10 protein-coding genes, 2 tRNA genes and 1 pseudogene are annotated in these 15,643 nt (G+C 66.3%); 2 read left to right on the forward strand and 11 right to left on the reverse strand.

The genetic code is table 11. The features are described from left to right. Positions 1-39: 39 nt before the first annotated feature. Positions 40-1,268, reverse strand: a protein-coding gene (locus tag Q343_RS0110340) for an IS3 family transposase (protein ID WP_407946453.1) whose coding sequence is annotated in 2 segments (ribosomal slippage) — positions 40-953 and positions 953-1,268 — 1,230 coding nt in all. Because the reading frame shifts where the segments join, the coding sequence is not laid out codon by codon here. Between the two features lie 2 nt (positions 1,269-1,270). On the opposite strand from Q343_RS0110340, the gene Q343_RS14915 reads away from it, so the two are divergent. Beyond that, positions 1,271-1,498, forward strand: a complete 228-nt coding sequence (locus Q343_RS14915) for a transposase (RefSeq protein WP_428829349.1) — start codon at positions 1,271-1,273, stop codon at positions 1,496-1,498. Between the two features lie 18 nt (positions 1,499-1,516). On the opposite strand, the gene Q343_RS0110355 is transcribed toward Q343_RS14915, so the two are convergent. The 10 genes and pseudogenes from Q343_RS0110355 to Q343_RS0110400 form a co-directional block, all read right to left on the reverse strand. Next, entirely contained in the window at positions 1,517-1,804 is a 288-nt protein-coding gene (locus tag Q343_RS0110355) for a DUF6881 domain-containing protein (protein WP_029253513.1), read from the reverse strand. A gap of 46 nt (positions 1,805-1,850) precedes the next feature. Then, the gene (locus Q343_RS0110360) at positions 1,851-3,113 is read right to left on the reverse strand and encodes a DNA cytosine methyltransferase (RefSeq protein ID WP_029253514.1); all 1,263 of its coding nucleotides are present in this window, start codon (positions 3,111-3,113) and stop codon (positions 1,851-1,853) included. 431 nt (positions 3,114-3,544) lie between these two features. Beyond that, the gene (gene drmB / locus Q343_RS0110365) at positions 3,545-5,473 is read right to left on the reverse strand and encodes a DUF1998 domain-containing protein (protein ID WP_029253515.1); all 1,929 of its coding nucleotides are present in this window, start codon (positions 5,471-5,473) and stop codon (positions 3,545-3,547) included. Next, positions 5,470-9,057, reverse strand: coding sequence for a helicase-related protein (locus Q343_RS0110370; RefSeq protein WP_248616822.1), 3,588 nt, complete (start codon positions 9,055-9,057; stop codon positions 5,470-5,472). Before Q343_RS0110370 ends, drmB begins: the two co-directional genes overlap by 4 nt. 49 nt (positions 9,058-9,106) lie before the next feature. After that, on the reverse strand, positions 9,107-10,672 hold the full coding sequence (locus tag Q343_RS0110375; protein WP_029253517.1) for a hypothetical protein: 1,566 nt from the start codon (positions 10,670-10,672) through the stop codon (positions 9,107-9,109). Then, positions 10,669-11,544 carry a hypothetical protein gene (locus tag Q343_RS15480; protein WP_211248999.1) on the reverse strand — a complete coding sequence of 292 codons (876 nt, stop codon included), beginning with the start codon at positions 11,542-11,544 and terminating at the stop codon, positions 10,669-10,671. Before Q343_RS15480 ends, Q343_RS0110375 begins: the two co-directional genes overlap by 4 nt. Before the next feature lie 109 nt (positions 11,545-11,653). Beyond that, positions 11,654-12,647: pseudogene (locus tag Q343_RS14055) on the reverse strand (transposase family protein). 667 nt (positions 12,648-13,314) lie between these two features. Beyond that, positions 13,315-13,386, reverse strand: a tRNA-Val gene (locus tag Q343_RS0110390). A 68-nt stretch (positions 13,387-13,454) separates the two neighbouring features. Further along, positions 13,455-14,306, reverse strand: a complete 852-nt coding sequence (locus Q343_RS0110395; RefSeq protein ID WP_029253519.1) for an aminotransferase class IV — start codon at positions 14,304-14,306, stop codon at positions 13,455-13,457. Then, a complete protein-coding gene (locus Q343_RS0110400; RefSeq protein WP_231959155.1) occupies positions 14,303-15,397 on the reverse strand; it encodes a chorismate-binding protein in 1,095 nt (364 codons plus the stop codon). Before Q343_RS0110400 ends, Q343_RS0110395 begins: the two co-directional genes overlap by 4 nt. 160 nt (positions 15,398-15,557) lie before the next feature. Here Q343_RS0110400 and Q343_RS0110405 point away from each other — a divergent pair. After that, positions 15,558-15,629 (forward strand) — tRNA-Gly (locus Q343_RS0110405). Positions 15,630-15,643 lie beyond the last annotated feature (14 nt).

The raw sequence follows: 15,643 nt of genomic DNA on the forward strand, positions 1-15,643 counted from the left end.
GTGGGCCTTGACCCCAGATAGTGGACACGCGCTGGGTGGTTAGGCGACCAGTCGCAGCGTAGCGGTGGTCGTGGTCTCGTAGGTGATCGGTGAGCGGTATCCGCACCAGGAGTGGCGGCGGCGCTTGTTGTAGTGGTTGATCCAGCGGAACACGGTCCGGCGGGCGTGTTCGGGGCCGTGGTAGGCGTGCGCGCCGGCGAGGGTTTCGCGTTTCATCGTGGCGTTGAACGACTCCGCCAGGGCGTTGTCCGCGCTGGAGCCCACGGCGCCCATGGACTGCAGCACGCCGTGGCGGGCGCAGGCAGCGGCGTAGTCCTTGGAGGTGTAGACCGCCCCATGGTCGGCGTGGAAGATCGCGTCAGTCAGGGTGCCGCGTTCACGGGCTGCGGCATCCAGGGCGTCGATGACGAGCTCGGTGCGCATGTGGTCGGCGATCGACCAGCCGACCAGTCGGCGTGAGTAGCAGTCGATCACGGTGGCCAGGTAGAGGAATGTGCCGTCACCGCAGGGCAGGTAGGTGATGTCGCCGACGTACTTGCGGTTCGCCTCGACGGCGGTGAAGTCGCGGCCCAGTAGATCGGGGTACTTGCGATCGGCGGGTTCAGGGATCGTGGTGCGTACACGTCGGCGCAGCCGCAGCCCGGGCAGAGCGTGCTGACGCATCACGCGGGCGACTCGCTTGCGGTTGACCCGCTCAGGCTCGGCGACGCCGTCGTTGAGGTCCGCGGTCACCCGCGGCGCCCCGTAGGCCTTGTCCTTCTTCTGCACCGCCACGATCCGCGCGGCCAGGGCGTCGTCAGCGGCCTTGCGGGCGGCCCTGGCGCCAGCGGTGGCGACCCACTTGTAGTACGACGAACGGGCGATCCCCATGACCCTGCACAGCCGCTTGACCTCGAAGGTGTCGCAGTGGTCGGCGACGAACTGGAAGCGGCTCACCAGTTCGTCTCCCCGGCGAAATATTTCGCCGCCTTCTTCAAGATGTCCTTCTCGGTCTCGGTGCGCTTGAGATCTGCCTCCAGGCGGGCGACCTGGGCGCGCAGCCGGGCGTTCTCCTCCTCGGCGGTCCCGGCCCCACCACCGGTGGTCGACGACGCCGTCGTCCCGGAGGCCGACCTTGTCGGCACGCCGGCTGCCTTGAGCCAGCTCGACAACGTCGCGTCGTAGACCCCGAGCTCGTCCGCGATCTGTCTGATCGTCGCGCCATCGGTGCACCGGTAGAGCTCGACCGCATCGAGGCGGAACTCCTCGGAATAGTTCTTCCTCGCCATGAGTGGATCATCTCGCTTCCTCCAGGACGAACCTGGATCAAGCGTGTCCACTATCTGGGGTCAAGGCCCGGTGGCGGCCGCCCCGCGTGGAAATGGCCGCCTACAAGGGTCGCAACGTCGTCGAGCGGCACTTTAACCTCGCCAAGCAGTGGCGCGGACTGTCTACCCGCTACGACAAACTCGCGATCACCTATCGTGCGGCCTACATTCTCTGCGCCTGCATCGCCTAGGCTCGCGCATAGCCGCAGTCACGAACTCGCGAGGGCTCGCTGCCACACGCGATCGAACACGGTCGCATCGACGATCTCGATGGCGAACTGCGAGTCACCAGCGATCTCCCGAGCCGTCGGCATCGGTACTTCGCTCAGACGTGTGGAGCCGGACCCGCGGCCCCCGTCCGCCCAAACCAGATGCCCGTCGGCGAACTCGTCGACCTTCCGCACTTCCCAACCATCGACAACGTGCGCCCACAAGGCGACAGGGTCGTCGCCGCTCACGTGCCGCCACCGCACCCGCTGGTAGTAGTCGCTCGTCACCCCGTCATGCTCGCGCGAGCCTCACCGCCCAAATGGGAGACACGCCCTAGCTGATCCTAGATCTCGCGGCCTCGAACGCTGCGTGGCGCAGGTGGTCCTCCTGACCAATGAACCCCTTGAATGCGCCCAGCGCGTATGTCCGTTCGTCGCCAGAACCGTCGTGCTTGATTTCAAAGTCGCGCGAGAGTATCCCAAGCCGCTGTTCGATGTCCCGGGTACCGACCACGCCGCCGGTCGCCTTGGAGATCTGCTGGACTGATAGGGGGCGTTTGGCGTCCTTCAGGGCAAGGTAGATCGGATCATGCAGGGCTTCAGCTTCGGCCTCGGCGAAGTCCTTTCGGGCACCTTCGTGCTTGAGAGCCGCAGCAATCGCCCCGCCGACTGCACGGGCAACCGGTGGCGGGAAGGCGTTGCCGATTTGCCGATAGCGGCTGGTCTTTCGACCCGTGAACTTCCATCGGTACTTTGGGTCCGGCCCCCACCCCTGTAGGCGTGCAACCATCTCTGTGGTCAATTTCGGAACATAGTTGCTGTCGTGATCAGCTGTCGGCGGTGCGTCGTCGATGCCAAGACCGTTGACTCCGAGTGCCGCCCATGCCCGCTTAGCGCGAGTTGGGCCGAGGTCTGCCCCGCCGTGCTTCTTAGATCCGCCGACGATGGTGGGTGCGATGCCGTCCGCCTGCGAGGCCCAAGCGTCGGCGCCGGGCCACTCGTCATCCTTCATCAGATCGAGCAGCGCAGTACCGACTGTCCCGATGTACGGGGTCGGCTCCGGCCAGCTGAAGTACCTCGCGTCCTCTTCTCGCAACGCAACAAGAATGAATCGCGGGCGTAGTTGTGGCACTCCGAAATCTCGCGCCTCAAGCAGCTTCCAGTCCGACCAGTACCCCAATTCTGCGAGGCGGTCCTTGACGTGCTGGCGGTAGCCGGAGAAGCGAGGCATGGACAGGCCTCTAACGTTCTCGAGGAGCAACGCGCGTGGCTGCATCCGGCCGGCGAGCTCGATCGCCCAGGCGAACAGGTCGCGTTCATCGCTGGTCCCCAATTGCTTGCCGGCGATCGAGAACGGGGGGCACGGAACACCACCAGCAAGCAGAGAGAGGCCCTCGCTGTAGTCGTCGGGATTCCAGACGCCCACATCAGCGACGTCGCCAACCTTGACCTCCCACTCAGGGCGGTTCTCCCTCAGGGTCGCAGCGGCGTTCTCATCGAGCTCAACTGCTAGCCGGTGCTCAAAGCCAGCGAGTTCGAGGCCGAGAGCCTGTCCCCCGGCACCTGCGCAGATCTCAACGACCGTCAGACCGCTCACATTCAACTCCTCTTCGGTCTCACCGAGGCTTATCCACGGCGATGCTGACACCCGCCACCGACACGGACCACGGCGCGAGAGGTTGGCGGCCATCCTGTCGGCTCCGCTCAGTACGGACGACGTCCAGCGCGCTCGGTTGTGGGTAACTACCGGTGGGAGCAGGCTGTGGATAGCCGAGGACCCCTACTTGTCCCTCGCGACTGCCGCGGACCGCAGTCCCCAAAGCACGCGGTCGAGAGGCAACGCTACCCTTCACGCGGCCCGGCCAGTGCCACTCCCAGTGACGTTGACCCCAGCCTAGGCCGGGTCGGCGCTCTAGCTGAGCAGCTCGTCCAACGAGCCACGGATCTGGCGATCGTCCACCGCTGCAGTACGTAGGTAGACCAAAAGGGATTCCCCTTTCTTGGTACGCCCAGCAGGCGGCGGGTCGTTCAGCGTGCGATGTCGGAAAAGAACCCGAGGTCGGGCTCGTCGAACGTGCCGATCACCAGGCCTCGGTCGAGGAAGCGATTGAACTCCTCGCAGCTGGTCTCCGGGACCAGCGCGCATCCGTGACAGGCTGCCAGGTTGCACGAGTCCGTCCCCTGTCCGTGCTTTCCCGCGTCCATGCACACCGGGTCGGTGGAGCACCAGGTTGCATTGCCGAGCGATGCCTGCAGGACCTTGTTGAGGTTGCTGGGCACAGACATGCGTACCAGGCCTCCCATGGTGCCTTCCGAGTCACCCGCAGCGGTGTAGACCAGCAGGCCAGCCATCTCCTTGCCAGGCACGGTAGAAACGTAGAGCCGTTCACGCAAGGAGGCCGAGCTGTAACCGCAGGCGAAGACCAGCTCGTTGATCAGCAGGTGCGCCAGGGTGTGCAACATGACGAAGCGTGGGGAGAAGTCCCTCAGCAGTAGCCCCCGGTTGGAGGCCGCGACTCCATAGTGGTCGCTGATCAACTGCGCTCGAGCCTTGACCTCGGAACGTCCTTCCCACACCTCCAGCCGCTCGTGGTCCAACTCAAGGTAGATGCCCTCTCCCCTGACGACGTAGGCGGGTAGCCAGTCGTGCTCACGGTCGAGCTTATTGCGTCGCAGCATCTGCTTGCCTTCTGCCAGTCCGAGAGGCGTATCCGTGAGACGGGTGAAGCCGCGTAGGACCCGGGTCTCGCGCAGAGTCTCTACCGACCGGACCCGGCTGATCGCCTCGGCAGAATCGGGGTGCACTCCGGGGTCGCTGGCCGCGAGGTCGTCGTCTTTGGGCGCCTGTCGAATCTGCGCGTACTCGGGATACCGCCAACTGTCGTCTGCGGTTAGAAGGTCGACGTCACTGGAGAGCGGCACGTCTGCGGGAACCTGTCCACCAATGCCGAAGCGCTCCTTGTAGAGGGCATGGGACTCTTCCACGCCGACCCCATCGACGAGCTCGGCAGGCAGCCGCTTGACGAGCTTCTTGTGCAGGGCGACCGGATCGATCTCACTTCTGCCCGCGTCCGAGTCCTCATAGAAGTCGAGGAGGACACTCTGGACCTTCGGGTGCTTCAGGAGCTCCTTGACCTCAGCCGGCACGGCGCCGGCCACAACGGGCAGGTAGATCGAAGACTCAACCTTGGGAAAGTAGATGTTCCCGGCACCTCGCAGGGCGCCGCGAACGTTCTCGCCACAAAGGCGGTTTCCCTCCTCCGCAAGCCACGGAGCCGACCCCTTGCACAGGAACTCATTGCCCTGCCCGCCGATCAACTCCCGGCTGAGGTATGTCGCCACGGTCTGCTGACTCCCGCCCTGCATGATGCCCTGCAGCGAGCGGCGCTCGCCGCACTCACACACCACAACTTGCCCTTCGAGCCCGCCACCGTATGAGCGCAACCTCAGGGGCTTGCGGCAGGCCGGGCGCAGGCTTCGGTGGACCCACTCGGAGAATGGGAAGTCGGCTAGGTGACCCTTGGGGCACGCCATGACGAACGGGACCTGAGCCATGCGCGGGGGGCGCTTCCAGTCGTTGTGCTTGGCGTCTTTACATTCGACGCGACCGGTCCGATTCAGAGTGCTGGCCTCCAAGCGCCTGCAGTACATGCAGAAATGCACCAGGGGGAAGCGGAGCGCGGGGACCTTTAACCCGGTGTTCCTGGAGTCGCTATCGCCGGCGTAGTAGGGGCGGAAGTCCGGGGGAAGGCGGAACTCGGAGACGTGAAGCTGCTTCTCGAGGCGCCAATCACTGGCCTGGAATTCCTCGGGCTCGTAGTTCGAGTCCTCCTTGGCGGTCGGGAACCAGTGGTCCAGTCCTGCGGTGATGACCGAGGTTCCGTTGACGAGCATGCTCATCGCTCCGACCCCGAAGGGGGCGACGAGCTGTGTTCGCCGAATGTCTCCCGTGCTCACTTGGAACCTCCAGGTTGCAGTTCGGGGTCGTTCTCGATGTAGGCGTTGCCCTTGCGGATGTCCAGGCGACACTCGGCGTCCACGGTCCGCATGCTGCTGGGTGTGTCCCAGGTGAGGATCTGTTTGTCACCGTCCTTCGGGAGGGTGCCCGCGAACCGGATGAGCCCGTTGTCAGGGTCTCCGAATCCGACGTTGGCATCCCAGACGGTCCTGCCGCCCTTGCGCCATTTGGCGGCACGCTGCTCGGCCTCAGCCTGGAGGTGCGCGACGTCGTCCGTCTCGACGTAGGTTCCCTCCTCGACGGTGTATGCGCGGGCCTTTAACAGTTCGACAGCCTCCCAGTACTTCTCCTCGGGGAAGGGGAAGGGCTGCTCCGCGTCGGAAGTTTGCCTGATGTACGAGATGACGGCGCCGTGCAGGGCGCGACGCAGCACCGGGGTGGCGAACGGAGTGACCGAGGTCGGTTCCACCTGGGCATACAACTGCTGATGGTAGGTACGGAACCGCTCGTAGTGGCTGCGGTCTCGCGGCCTTCCTGCTCCGTAGAGGGTGATGACCAGTCCGGGGCTGACCCGCGGGTTGCGCCCTACGCGCCCGCTGACCTGGATGTACTGGGCGGTAGTCTTGGGCTGGCCAATGATCGTCATGAGGCCAAGGCGGTTGATGTCGACACCGACCTCGATGATGTTCGAGGCAAGACACACATCCACGCACCCGACCTTGCCGTAGGGCACCTGGAGCTTCTCGATCGCCTTGGGGATCTCGTCCGAGCGGCGTCGGGAGGTCAATTCCATATAGTTGCGCAGGAAGTGGAAGTCCCCGTCGATGTGCTTCCTGAGGCCGTGGAGGCGGTCGGGGATGTCGGACTCCAGCAGCGACAGGGTGTTGCCGAGCTCGCGCAGGCTGTTGAAGAAATTCAGATTGGTCCAGTACCCATCGCGCGGGCTGGGCCCACCGTCCTCTGACTCTTCCGGGATCTGCTCGCGCCCCAGTGCGATGGCGGCCGCGACGCGGACCTGGACGGTCTGCGTCGACCCCAGGGACGCACTCATGACACCCAAGTACTTGCGCCCAGGCTTCTTACTGCCGTCCGGGGCACGGTCAGGCTCGGCGAAGAAGGACCGGCCCTCCTCCAAGCCGTGCGGCGGGAACAGCGCGACGTCGCTGCGCCCGTAGAGATTGCGGATCTGCTCCTTGTAGCTGCGGATCGTCGCGGTCGCCGCGATGATCTTTGGCGGAACGGGTGGTCCTGCGGGGCGGTGGTCGGTGCACAGGTCATTGATGATCGCCTCGTACATGCCGACCATCGACCCCAGCGGTCCAGATATCAGGTGCAGCTCGTCCTGCAGGACCAGGGTGGGCGGGGAGACGTCAGTACGGCTGCCGTCGGACTCCAAGCCGAAGATCGCCCTGGCCTCAGGCTTCCACGCCAGCATCGCGAACTTGTCGACGGTGCCGATGAGAATCGAGGGCGGGTTGGCGTAAATGTCTGCGTCCACAACCTGGACCGGCATAGGCCGGTCGGCGTAGTAACAGTCCTCGTCGGCGCACTCGAAGACGACCTGCTTGCCCTGCTGCACGTACCCAGCGATCTTCTGCCCGTTCTTGCTCGCCTTCCCATAGGGGCCCATTTGGGTGCCGCACCACGGGCAGCGCAGAAGCAGGAACTTGTTCTGCGTGTTCACCTCCTTGCCCAGTGCAGTCCGGCTCCTTGAGGCCTGGTCCCAAGTGTTGGGGGTCGAGGTGCCACCGAGCCAGATACCGATGCGGAAGGGCTCCGTCCCGAGCCGGTCCCGGTTCGGGGTCGCCACTCCCTCCGGCCGGCGGGTGCGCAACTCTTCGAGCACGCAGACCAGGGAAGCGGCGCGCAGGAACTGCTGGGCGGTCAGTAGCCGCAGCGTGTACCGCATGATCGTGTCGGTGCCGGCGTCGTTCGGGTCCCGCAGCCGTCGGGCCAGCAGGCTAACCGCAGCGGCTCCCAGGTAAGCCTCGGTCTTGCCGCCACCGGTGGGGAAGAAGATCAGGTCGACGAGCGCGCGCTCGGGATGCGCTGGATTGGTCAGTTCCGGCAACGAGGCAAGGATGAATGCGATCTGAAAGGGCCGCCAGGTGCCCTTGCGCGCAGGGATCCGGACGCTCTGCAGGTCGCCAACCTCAGGGTGCGCCCCCACCGGAGCGGTGGTGACGTTCTTGCCTCGACCGTGCTCCTCGAGCTTGCGCAGCGGCAGGCTCGAGCGGATCTGTTGGAAGAGCATCGCCTCGTTGGCCCATCGGAACGCCTGGGCGACGTCTGGCTCCTCCTGAACGGTCCTCCAGCCCTCGTGCATGCGTGCCAGGGCCCGGTCGGCCTCCTCCATGTGCCGGAGGGCAGGGGCCTGCATCCGCTCGGGCAGGCTGGGAATCAGCGCACTCTGCTCGGCGATCCAGGCCTCGTACAGGCTCAGGACCTGCCTGACCTGCTGCACACCGTCATCGTTCCCCAGTGCAAGGTCGCGCATGCTGACCGTCACCGGGGCCCGCTGGCCGTTGTCGTCGGTCGCAAAGATGTCGGGGGTGAGGCTCTCGACCTCGTAGGCGGGCAGCGCGTCGGTGGCCACCCACGAAGGAGCCTCACGGTTGCTCTCATCCCAGCGGGCGGCGCACCCGTGCCCGACAGCGTAGGTTCGATGGTTGCGGTAGAGCAGGTCGAGCGACTGCTCCTCCTCGTCGAGGTCTTTGCGCGCGGCCTCGTGGTAGGCAACCAGGCGAGCCTTCCCCTGGGTGGTGACCGTGAACCCGGCCTGGAAGATCGCGTTTGCGTCGCCGACACCGGCACTGCGGTTGACCAACGCAACGGTGACGATCCGCAGGTCTGAGTCTCCGCCGCCAGGAACGGGGCGGCTGAAGACCTCGAGGGACGGCCGCACAGTGGGTTCGTCGCCCTCGTAGGAGATCTCAGCCCGGTGGAGCCGACGGTTCTGCGCCTGCAAGGTTTGACCAGGCAAGGTCACATTGCCCGTGAACGGACGGCGCAGCCACCACGTCTCCTCGTGGGTGTCCGTGCTCTGGCCCTTCCTCGGGATACGGGCAGTGACCTTGGAGTACTGGGCGCCCGAGATATCAACGACGAGGCTGGAGTCCGTGCAGATGCGGCACTCGAAGGAAATCGCCATCGCCGAGGGCTTGAATCCGTTCGCGTCGGTCAGGTCGAGATCATCGTCTAATGCTCCGCGGACCGGCCGCTTGGACTCGACCTCCTCCTCGCCGGTCGACATGGCCTCCTGGTCGACCTCGTCGGGCGCGACTGCAATACTCGTGACGCCGTCCAGTTCTGCGTCCTGGGCCTCCTTCTCCTCGACCGTGGGAGGTGCGGTCATGGCCTCGGGATAGAGCACCCCGACTCCGTAGCGGCGCAGGGGCTTGTCCTGGGTGAGGACTTCTTCCTTGCTCGTCTCGTCATGAAACCGGCCCGAGGCCTCCTGCCACGTGGCAAAGACCACCTTCCCGTCAGAGCAGTCGATCGCCTTGCCCTCGGGGGGCCCGCCCCCGATCGGGCCGACGAGCTCGCGCCGAACCGCGTCTTCCATCACCTGGCGTGCTTGCATACCGTTCACAGTTCTCTTCCTCCTGGCCCCGGCCCCGAGGCGGTCGTCGTTACTGCAGCCAACGGCCTGCGTCGTCGGCCCGGAGAACCCGAACTTCGTGCCGTGGCTTGATCTCGTCATGCGGGGAAACTGCGAGCACCCGGGCCGCTGTCAACCCGGGCTCTCCCGGTTCTGGTGCGGGCAGCAAACGGTGCCCGTCCTGCTTCAGGTGCGCCAGGTCGCCACCAGTAACCGACCTCCCGATCTGCGTCTGCACCTTGTGACTCTCGGAACGGAAGGCACTGCGGAGCCTGGTGGCGTTGCGGTACTCGGGCCCATCAGTCGCAAGGTCTAGCCAATCCAACAGCAGACGGAAGTCGTCGTTGCGCAGCGGTCGGGTGAATTCTTCGCTGGTCCATGCCACTGCCTCGCCTGCTGCCTGCACGCCGTGGTCTTCGAGGGATCGAACGACTTGTTGCTCACCCCAGGAGTCGATCCGCCCCCGCAGTTTGCTCTTCCAGGACTGCTGGGTCTCCTGGACCAGGGTGCGCGTCGGTCCGAGGGAGGCTCGGGCACGTTCGTGTAGATAGGAGTGCTGCGTCTTCGTGGCACTGCGCAGCAGCAGGTAGATCTCCGTACGGGCGAGCTGTTCTGGGCTGAGGTCCCGGAAGGTGGCGACGCCGAGATATACGACGTTCTCCCCCGCCGGCTGGTAGGGGTCCAAAGACCGGATCCGGTCTCCGGCGTCGATCCAGACCGAGTAGCCGCCGCTGAGCAGAACCTTGCGTGCGCGCACCTCGTCGGGCCGAGGGGTTCGCTCGCCGTCCTGCGGCGCCTTCCACAAGGCCGACGGTTCCAGCTCGGTCTCGTCGGGCTGTACCTCAGCAGCCCCTTCGGCCTCGGAAGCTCGTGCTGGTAGAGGGGCCGGACGCTTGGGGCCCGTTTCGCGGGCCGTAACCAGGATGGGTTTTTCCGCGTACTCCGACAGGCTGGTGGTAGGGATGCTCCGGTCACCGAACCAGTTCGGGACGATGAAGGTCACCTCAGAGGTCATCGGCGATGTGACCATCGACGAGTGGAAGAACCTCGGAGGGCCGACGATCAGGGCGATTGAGGCGCTGAGGGGCTCCCTGCGCAAGTCTCCAGGGGTGAGCACCCTCGCGCCTAGCGGAGCAATCCAGTCGCTGATGGCCTCGGCCGCACGCCTACTGCCGACGACCACAAGGCAGTCCTCGGCAGTAAAATCTTCGACCGCCTGCCACAGCAGCTCGCCCACGGCGGACTGCTGTCCGCGCAAGGCGACAGCGGCTGCGAGCGCCTCGTCGAGCATCGCGCTGTCCGCGAGGTTCGGACGGATCCGTGTTATCTGCACACGCAGGGCGTCGACGTGCTCGGCGATCGTGCGGCTGTCCTCCTCAGGGTGCAGCAGCAACTTCGAGCGCAGCGACTTGGCCGCGCCGAGGACGTCGGCCCAGACCTCGGGGTCGTCGTCTTTGGCGGTTCGGACGACGGTCCGCACGGCCTGGCTGTACCGGTAGCCGAGCGGGTCTTCTGCCAGCTGGACCTCGACCCCATACTTGAGGATGGAAGCGATGTCGGCGAACCGCTTGTTGAGGTTCTCGATCCGGCGGCTCACCAGGTCGCCGTCCTTCTCTTGACTGTGAAGGCCATTGCTTCCACCCCGTCCGGGGTGGACCAATTCAGCGCGCCCTCGTCCAGCGGCCTCCCGCGGGGATTTCGGCGCCCGAGGACGAGGTCGACCGCGGTCTCGTCGACGACGGATCGATCCAGTACGCAGATGACGACGCGCGCCTCAATCTGGTTGAGGTACCGGATCGCGGCGGTCCCATCGAGGATGACCCCTTCAATCTGCTCGTGGACGTCTGCGTCGGCGAAGTCCGCCGCGGGGTAGATCTGCGTCCCTACCGATATAGCTCCCGCTCCGGAGGGGAGAAGGACGTCACGGACGCGGGTCGGGGCCCAGCGGCGTCCGCTGACTCCGATGTAGGAAGCGAGATCTTCTTCAAGCCAGGACCGGGTGCCAACGATTGCCAGATCAGCAGCAGGGTTGGCCAATCGCTGGTTCCACATCCGGTCGAGGTCGACGTACCTGGAGAACTCTCCTGGATCGGGACGGATTCCGTCTGCGTCTTCCACCGGATGGTCCAGATGGGCAACGGCACAAACGGAGTCGAGTTGATAGGTTCCCTGCGTGGTGACCACACGTTCCTGACCGCGGACGGTCCGCAACTCCCGGAGCGTCCCAGTCACGATCTTTCCGGTGGTGACTAGGCGCACAGGGGCGCCGACCGGGACGGCCTCGAGGGACGACAAGGGCTTCGGCGTACTGGCGCAGGTCCACCCGGCTCCCAGGAGCACTGCTGTGAAGTCCCGCGCAGGCACCGACAGCGCGATCACGAGTTGCCGGTCCTCGGGTAGAGCGGTCCGGGCGAACCGGGCGACGTTCACGCCCAGGACAAACATCCTGCCTGCCCACTCCGTGGGCACACCAGAGATCTCCTGAGGACCATCTGACAGGATCAATTGACGTCCGAGCGTGCCTGGCACTGGCGCTTGAGCCATTAGGCCACCTCTCTGTCAGTCGGCTCCCGGAACTCTATGAGTTCTGAGTCCTGACTTTGGTGGCAGGCGTTCGGAGCCATGAGGCTGGGGGTTGATCCCCGGCTGCAGTGTGCTCGATGGTAATTGTGGTGGATGGTCCAGACGATAATCGCCTCCGCGCGATGCGCGTCTGAGGTCCGAATGCAGGCGCAAAAGAGTTCGTCGGAAAAGTCGCAGTTGTAGCGTTGGACCTTGCCGCTGCGCTTGGACGTGCACGGGCAGATGCCCTGGTGACGGGCCGCGGAGGCGAACATGGCGCCGTAGAAGTCCCTAACGCGGCGGTTCGAGCCGCTGCCGGTCACCACGCATGAAATCCGGGTGGTGCGCGCGCGGCGAAGGACCTCCGGGCCCGGCTCCTGGACCCGATCATGTTGCTCAACTTCTCGTCGGGGAGGCCTCGGTGTAGGCGAGGCGGGAGACCCCGTCGACGGCCGAATGCCGGTAGAAGTACTCAACTCGGGTGCCCTTGGCGTTGGCGCGGTTGACGGCCTTGGCGGCCTCGGACCCGCAGCCGTGGGTACGCCAGCCACCACCGTCGGAATGAGACCGAGCTCCTTGAGGCCCAGGTGAACCATGTGCTCCGGACAGCGGGCCACGATCCGCCCAATCATGAGGTTGGTGTCGCGGGTGGAGTCAATACCTCGCCGCCGGACGATACCCAGCCGCCGCTCGACCGTCACCGGCGCGATCGAATGGGCTTTACGGTTCAGCTCGACGTGGATCTGCCGAGCGGTGAACTTGTCGGTCCGGCGCAGGGCCTCAAATCGAGCCACGGACTCAGGTCTAGTTCGAGTCGGGCCGGTGTGCAGGGCATTCGAATGGTCCACGACGCCCACCTCGCCGAGACTCTCAGACCGGCACAGCCACTTCGTGACCGTTTGGCAGGGAACGACTGCCCTCGCGGCGACGTGCGCGATCGGACGACGCTCGCACCTCTCAAACAGGCACAACCTTCCAGCAGCGGTCAACATAGCGCTAGCGCGGGTCATGAGGGGTAGGTCCTTCTCGCAGGCGGATGGTAAAGATTCTTCCATCCTCCAGGTCGAGATGCTCCCCTTCCTCACCTCAATGCCCGCCGGCGTGTCGCCAACGTCACGACCCACAACAACTGCGGGCCACCACCGACACTCTCGCGGTCGTCAGATTGCCACTGGGGCACCCGCGGTGGTGTTTCCGGTGGGAGACGGCGCTTGTCATTGTCTGCGGCCTGGTGGACAGCCGGGACGCGCTTGTCTTTGAGGAACGGGCGCAGCCCGAAGCACCCACCCCTCATTGCTTCATCAATCGCTCCATGAAGCCCCAGCCACGGGTGGACGCCGGTGAACGACCATGGGCGAGAATCCACCGGTCTACGCATGCCTCCGCGGGTCGCTCGTCACTCGGGACGAAGAGATCGCCAATGACGGACTGGTCAGCTCGTACCGGTCGATCGAGGTACCGTGGAGTTCTGAAGTCGCTACACGAATCGAGTAGGTTCGGGCCGAGTCCCCCTCTAGCCGAAGGTGTACGGGACTGCTGCACGGTCGCCGTCAATCTTGTCGGCGACCGCCCATGTTCGGGAGAATAAGCGAACTGAGCGGATTCTAAAGCCCCAACGCGCAAATGAGAAAACCCTCCAACCAAGCGTCTCCGCTGGTCAGAGGGGATCTCTGCGGGTGGGCGATACTGGGTTCGAACCAGTGACCTCTTCGGTGTGAACGAAGCGCGCTACCACTGCGCCAATCGCCCGTCGCAGGGCAGGCCCTGCGTGCTGGACGATAGTAGCCGGTTCGGCCCCCTCAGTTCCAATCGGACGCCTACGGGTCGACCTGGGCCGCGCGACGTCGAGCGAAGAGCTGTTCGGCGGCGAGCGAGACGGGCCCGGCCTCCAGGTCGACGCCGTCGAGCGAGGTGACGGCCTGCGCGTCCCGGACGCTGTTGGTGATCAACAGCTGCGCCCGGCCGTCGAGCACGTCGTCGAGCACCTCGAAGCCCAGCTCGCCCGCCTCCGCCTCGCGCACCGCGAGGCCGTCGTCGGCGGCCCACTCGAGCAGGAGCTCGCGGGTGATCCCGGCGAGACATCCGGACGAGAGGGGCGGTGTGAGCAGCTCTCCCCCGCGCTCGACGAAGACGTTCGACCCCGTCCCCTCGCACAGCTCGCCGTGCGTGTTGGCCAGGACCGCCTCGTCGCCGCCACGCTCGGACGCGTACCGCAGCGCGACGACGTTCTCGGCGTAGGACGTCGTCTTCAGCCCCGCCACCGCGGACCGTTCGTTGCGCGCCCATGGGGCACGGACCACCCGCGCGGGTCGTGACGCGCCGGCCTCCGAGGCGGCGACCACGATCGTCTGTTCGCCCGGCGTGCGCTGAGACCCGAGGGGCCCGAGTCCTGCGGTGACCGTGATGCGCAGCCGGCCGGCGTCGGGCGCCGCCGCGAGCACCTCGCGGACAGCGCGCCGGATCGTGCCGTCGTCCGGGGCGTCGAGCCCCAGCCCTTCTGCAGACCGGCGCAACCGCGCCAGGTGTCGCGTCAGCGCGAACGGCGCCCCGTCGTCGACGCGGCACGTCTCGAAGACGCCGTCGCCCACCGTCACACCGTGGTCGACGGCGCTCACCGACGGCTGCGTCGCGTCGACCAGCACGCCGCCCACCCAGATCACCGGAGTCATGGGTCACATTCTGCACCAGAGGCGAGCGCGACGAGCCGGCGAGCCTTGAGCTCGGTCTCCTCCCACTCGGCACGCGGGTCGCTGCCCCAGGTGATGCCCGCGCCGGTGCCGAACCGCAGGACGCCGTCGGACCACCAGAACGTCCTGATCCCGACGGCGAGCTCGGCCGCCCCCTGGTCCGCGTCCACCCATCCGACGGCGCCGCAGTAGGGCCCCCGAGGTTCCGTCTCCAGCTCGTCGACGATGCCGAGCGCCGCGCGCTTCGGGGCGCCCGAGACCGAGGCAGGGGGCATCGTCGCCGCCAGCACGTCCGACCACGGTGACGCCGAAGGCCGCAACGCGCCGCTGACCGTCGAGACGAGGTGCACCAGGCCCGGGTGCTGCTCGACTGCGAGGAGCCGGTCGACGCCGACGGTCCCCGGCTCGCAGATGCGCTGCAGGTCGTTGCGCACCAGGTCCGTGATCATCACGTTCTCCGCACGGTCCTTCGCCGACAGCCCCGCCGCCGTCGTCGCCGTCCCCTTGATGGGACCGGAGGTCACGATCCCCTGATCCAGTCGGAGGAAGAGCTCGGGCGAGGCGGAGACGACCCAGACGGGGTCGACGCCGGAGCCGGCGGGGACGTGGATCGCCCCGGCGTAGGGTGCCGGGTTTCCCTGCGCCAGCCGGTGCGCCAGGGCCGCGGCGCTCGGCTCCGAACCCTCGGGCGACAGCTCGGCCGAGAGCACCCGGCACACGTTGACCTGATAGACGTCGCCGGATCGGACCCTGGCACGCACCGTGGAGACGGCCGCCTCGTACTCCTGCTGGTCCGACGACGACCGCCACCGGTCCGGACGAGGACCCCGCCACGCGCGCGGGGCCGGCGGCGGCCCGGACTCCGCGAACCGCCAGGCGCGAGCCCGTCCGCCGCGCTCGGCACCCTCGAAGTCCGCGACCACGAACCAGAGTCCGCCACGCTCGAGAGCGCCCGGGTCCGCGTGCAGGTCGACGCATTCCACGACGCCGCGTCCCGACCGTGACCCGAACGCGGCCCAGCCCGATCCGACGTCCGAACCCGCTCCGGGCGGGGAACTCTGGCTGCTCAGCACACCCAGAACGCTACCGAGGCCGACACCGGGGGTGTACGAATCGGCGGAATCTCGCGGAAGAGCCGATCCCGACGGCCCCGGTTTGTACTTCTCGCCCCGGGTCTATTAGAGTTCTGATCGCGCCGGAAAGCCCGGGGGAAACCCCGAGCGGCCCGATCGTGCGGATGTGGCTCAGTGGTAGAGCATCACCTTGCCAAGGTGAGGGTCGCGGGTTCGAATCCCGTCATCCGCTCGGAGAACGCTCTC

Source organism: Paraoerskovia marina DSM 21750, assembly GCF_000701465.1.
Lineage (GTDB): Bacteria > Actinomycetota > Actinomycetes > Actinomycetales > Cellulomonadaceae > Paraoerskovia > Paraoerskovia marina.

Coding starts and splice junctions, on each gene's coding strand:
- Q343_RS0110395 (WP_029253519.1), bottom strand. CDS start 14,306: ATGACTCCGGTGATCTGGGTGGGCGGCGTGCTGGTCGACGCGACGCAG.
- Q343_RS0110370 (WP_248616822.1), bottom strand. CDS start 9,057: ATGCAAGCACGCCAGGTGATGGAAGACGCGGTTCGGCGCGAGCTCGTC.